General features: G+C 72.8%; 5 protein-coding genes. 3 read left to right on the top strand and 2 right to left on the bottom strand.

All coding sequences use genetic code 11. The annotated features are described in order from the left end of the window. Window positions 1-725 (top strand): hypothetical protein (locus tag PROKR_RS08760; RefSeq protein WP_036962110.1); only part of this gene is annotated, 725 nt, incomplete at its 5' end. 92 nt (window positions 726-817) lie between these two features. Here the strand turns inward: PROKR_RS08760 and galE are convergent. Further along, on the bottom strand, window positions 818-1840 hold the full coding sequence (gene galE / locus PROKR_RS08755; RefSeq protein ID WP_036962108.1) for a UDP-glucose 4-epimerase GalE: 1023 nt from the start codon (window positions 1838-1840) through the stop codon (window positions 818-820). 61 nt (window positions 1841-1901) lie between these two features. Between galE and PROKR_RS08750 the strand changes: the two genes are divergently transcribed. Beyond that, window positions 1902-2603, top strand: a complete 702-nt coding sequence (locus PROKR_RS08750) for a LysE family translocator (protein WP_245605763.1) — start codon at window positions 1902-1904, stop codon at window positions 2601-2603. A gap of 22 nt (window positions 2604-2625) precedes the next feature. Here PROKR_RS08750 and PROKR_RS08745 read toward each other — a convergent pair whose 3' ends face one another. Then, window positions 2626-3513 carry a winged helix-turn-helix transcriptional regulator gene (locus PROKR_RS08745; RefSeq protein WP_036962102.1) on the bottom strand — a complete coding sequence of 296 codons (888 nt, stop codon included), beginning with the start codon at window positions 3511-3513 and terminating at the stop codon, window positions 2626-2628. Between the two features lie 149 nt (window positions 3514-3662). Between PROKR_RS08745 and PROKR_RS08740 the strand changes: the two genes are divergently transcribed. Further along, a partial coding sequence (locus PROKR_RS08740; RefSeq protein ID WP_157601976.1) for an MFS transporter occupies window positions 3663-4283 on the top strand: 621 nt, incomplete at its 3' end.

The raw sequence follows: 4283 nt of genomic DNA, 5'->3' as shown, positions 1-4283 counted from the left end.
TGGCCGGCCAGCCGCTGGCCGACGCGATCGCGGCGGTCGCCGACGTGCGCACCAACGGTTACCTCTCGCTCGTCGCCGAGACGCTCCAGGACGGCCGCCTGACGCCGCAGACGGCGTCGGGCCTGGCCGAGGCCGAGCCGCTCTACCGGCTGACGCCGGACGCGGCCGCCGACATCCGCAAGAAGTTCTTCGACGCGCTCGTGCACCAGGCGATCGAGGCCGACCGGTACCACCTGGAGGCCCGCCAGGAGCTGTGGCGCGTCGCGGACACGCTCGGCTGCTCCCGGGAGTCGGTGATCGAGCCGATCGTCGAGGCGACGCCCGTCGAGTTCCCCAAGCTGGTGGACGAGTCGGGCGCCAAGAAGCCCACCGACGGGCGCCGCTCGTCGTCCCCGGCGCAGATGCGCGCCTGGGCGATTGCCAACGGGTTCGACGTCGAGGGCTACATCCGGCTGCCCTGGTCCATCGTGCGGGCCTTCGAGGAGGCGCACGCCGAGCCCGTGGACCGCACGATGCGCCAGACCGTGCGGGAGGAGCCGTCGGCCAGCGAGCGTGCGACCCGCAACGACTCGCGGTCCGCCCTGGGACCCGACCAGCGGCCCATCCCGATGCCGGCGCCGCGGGCCAACCCTCGGCTGTCGCGCACCACGGACCCCGACGAGGGCGTGCCCCAGCTCGAGTTCGACCGGCTGGAGACACCGCCGATCGGGAACCCGCTGGTCTGAGTCGTCTGGTCTGAGCGGTTACGACGTGGGGCCCGCAGCCGGTGGCTGCGGGCCCCACGTGCGCTCGGGCGAGCGTGTTCAGGCAGGCGGCCTCAGCTGCCGGGGAACCCCTCGGGGTTCTGCGACTGCCACCGCCACGTGTCGGCGCACATGTCGTCGATCGTCTTGGTGGCGTGCCAGCCCAGCTCGGTGTTGGCGCGCGTCGGGTCGGCCCAGAACGCGGGCAGGTCCCCGGCCCGGCGCGGTCCGATCTCGTAGGGCAGCTCGCGCCCCACGGCGCGCTCGAACGCCCTGAGCAGCTGCAGCACCGACGTGCCGGTACCGGTGCCCAGGTTGAACGCCCGCGCCGGCTCGGCCATGTCGTCCAGGTGCTCCAGGGCCGCCACGTGCCCGGCGGCGAGGTCGGTCACGTGCAGGTAGTCACGCTCGGCCGTACCGTCCGCGGTCGGGTAGTCGCCCCCGAACACCGTGAGCTTGTCCCGGCGTCCCACCGCGACCTGCGCGATGAACGGCATCAGGTTGTTCGGGATGCCCTGCGGGTCCTCGCCGATGTCCCCGCTCGCGTGCGCCCCGACCGGGTTGAAGTACCGCAGCAGCGCCACCTTCCAGCCCTCGGAGATCTGCGCGATGTCCGACAGGACGCGCTCGATCATCACCTTGGTCTGCCCGTACGGCGAGGACGACGACAGGTACTCGTAGTCCTCCGTGTACGGCACCGGGGCCTTCTCGCCGTAGACCGTCGCCGAGGAGGAGAACACCAGCTTGGTGACCCCGTACTTCGCCATCGACGCCGCCAGGGCGAACGTCGACTCGAGGTTGTTGCGGTAGTAGTCCAGCGGCCGGGCCACCGACTCCCCCACCGCCTTGAACCCCGCGAAGTGGATCACGGCGTCGATGTGCTCGTGCGCGAACAGCCGCTCGGTCTTGTCTGCGTCGGTCAGGTCGAAGGCGTGGAACGGGATCTCCCGGCCCGCGAGCGCCTCCAGGCGGCCCTGTACCGAGGGCTTCGAGTTGGAGAAGTCGTCGACCACGATGACGTCGTGACCGGCGGCGACCAGGGCAAGGACGGTGTGCGAGCCGATGTAGCCGGCCCCACCTGAGACGAGAACGCGCATGGCTTCCAAAATAGCGGCTCGTTCGCACGGTTCGGGCATTGGTACGTTCGCGCGCGTGACGATGCCCGAGGCGATGCTCCTGTTCGCGCTGGTCGCGATCCCCCTGACGATCATGCCGGGCCTGGACAGCGCGATCGTGCTGCGGACCGCCGTCGTCAGCGGCCGCGGGCACGCCTACGCGACAGCGCTCGGCATCAACATGGGCACCCTGGCGTGGGGCGTGGCTGCCGCCGTGGGCGCGACGGCGGTGCTCGCCGCCTCCGAGACCGCCTACCGGGCGCTGACCCTGGCCGGCGCGGCCTACCTCGCCTGGCTCGGTGGCCGTCTGCTGTGGACCAGCTTCCGCCCGGGAAGCTACGACGCGCTGCCGGACGGCGTCGTCCCCGGCGCCGCCTCGTCCGGCACGGCCCTGTCCCACGTCGTCCGGCCGGTCGCGACCCGGTCCCGGTGGCGCTCCTTCGCGGTCGGCGCCACGACCAACCTGCTCAACCCCAAGGTCGGGGTGTTCTACCTGGCCACCATCCCCCAGTTCCTGCCCGACGGCGTGCCGCACCTGCTCATGGGCGTCCTCCTGGCGACCGAGCACAACGTCCTGGGGCTGGCCTGGCTCGGCCTGCTGATCCACGCCGCGGGGCTCGCCAGGCGGTGGCTGTCCGGGCGCGCGATCGCCCGCCTCACCGACCGCGTGACCGGCGTCGTGCTGCTCGGCTTCGGTGGCCGCATCGGGTGGAACGCCCTGACCGGGCAGGCCCGCCCGCTCTGACGGCCACCTCACCGGGCACGGCCTAGCGGCGCACGGCCTGCCCGGTCTCCACGCGGACCGCGTCGAGCATGTCGTCCACGGAACCCGCCGGGTCGGTCACCGGCGCCTGGACCCGGCCTACGGTGCCGTCGGGTGCGATCAGCAGCGTGGTCCGCTTGAGCCGGTCCGTCCCGGCCGCACGGAACACCGGCAGGCGCAGGGCGGAGGCCGCCAGGCCGTCCTGGTCGGAGGCCAGGGCATAGGGCAGACCGGCGTGCGCGGCGAAGGCCGCGAGCTGGTCGGGGCGCTGGGTGGACACGCCGAGCACCCGTGCGCCGGCCTCGGTGAGCGCCGGGGTGCGTGCGGCGTAGGTGTTGCACTCGAGCGTGCAGCCGCGGGTGCCGGGGATGTCGCCCCAGCCGGCGGGGTACCCGTCCGTGTCAGGAGCGTAGGCACCCGGGAAGAGGAAGAGCACGGTCCAGCGGTCGGGGTCCACGAGGTCGACAGGGGTGTCGTCGTGCGCCGTGAGCGTCACGTCCGGCACCCGCGTGCCGACGAGCGCGTGCACACGTCGTGCCTCCGCGTCGCCGACGGCGCCCGAGACGGTGCCGTCGCCCATCACATGGCGCGTCCCCCACTCCTGCAACGCGACGAGCACGGGTACGAGCCCCTCGCCGCGTCGGGTGAGCCGGTAGTCGAACCGGGGCGGGCGCGCCGAGTACGGCACCCGCTCCAGGACGCCGTCGTCCACGAGCCGGCCGAGCCGCTCGGTCAGGGCCCGCCTGCTGAACCCGAGCTCGTGGGCGAGCGCGTCGAAGCGTGAGACGCCGGCCGCGGCCTCGCGCACGATCAGCAGGCTCTGCCAGTCGCCGATGACGCCGAGCGACTGCGCGATCCCGCAGTCGGCGCCGGCCAGGTCCTCCTTGCGCATGCGCGCCATCCTCTCGCACGTCGTCGCCCGGGTGCCGTCGATCGGTCCCGGTGCCCGGGCGGCGTTGCGCCAGCCGCCGCACTTCTGCCACTGTACGGGCAGTCAGTTCCAAAATGGAACCCACTACCTGATCACGACGGAGACACCCCATGACGACGACGGCCCCGACCGCCGCACGCTCCTTCTGGACCTTCTGGGCGGCCACGACGACCAGCAACATGGGCTCCGCGGTCACGAAGATCGCCCTGCCCCTGACCGCCGTGCTCGTGCTCGACGCCGGACCGTTCGAGACGGGACTGCTCGCCGCGGCGTCCTACCTGGCCTGGATCGTCATCGGGCTGCCCGCCGGCGCGATCGTGCAGCGCTGGCCGCTGCGCGCCACCCAGATCGGCACCGACCTCGTCCGGGCCGCCGCCATCGTGTCGGTGCCGCTGGCCTGGTGGGCCGGTCACCTGACGCTCGCCCAGCTGTTCGCCGTGGCGCTCACGCTCAACCTCGCCGAGGTGCTGTTCTTCAGCGCCAGCACGACGTTCATCACCTCCGTGGTGCCGCGCGACCAGCTCACGAGCCGCAACTCGCTCATGTCCGGGACACACGCGGTGACCGAGCTCGGCGGACCCTCGCTGGGCGGGCTGCTCGTCCAGCTCGTCGGTGCCGCACCCGCGCTGCTGCTCGACGCGGTGTCCTACGTCGCCTCGGCCGTGCTGCTGCGCACCCTGCCCGAACGGCGCCAGCCGGGAGACGACGACCCGACCCCGCTGCGCCGGCGC

Source organism: Promicromonospora kroppenstedtii DSM 19349 (assembly GCF_000515355.1).
GTDB classification, from domain to species: domain Bacteria; phylum Actinomycetota; class Actinomycetes; order Actinomycetales; family Cellulomonadaceae; genus Promicromonospora; species Promicromonospora kroppenstedtii.
This window is presented reverse-complemented; position numbering and strand designations above follow the sequence as displayed.

Bases quoted from the DNA above. Each gene is read 5' to 3' on its own strand.
- PROKR_RS08745 (WP_036962102.1), bottom strand. From the start codon at position 3,513: ATGCGCAAGGAGGACCTGGCCGGCGCCGACTGCGGGATCGCGCAGTCG.
- galE (WP_036962108.1), bottom strand. From the start codon at position 1,840: ATGCGCGTTCTCGTCTCAGGTGGGGCCGGCTACATCGGCTCGCACACC.
- PROKR_RS08750 (WP_245605763.1), top strand. From the start codon at position 1,902: ATGCCCGAGGCGATGCTCCTGTTCGCGCTGGTCGCGATCCCCCTGACG.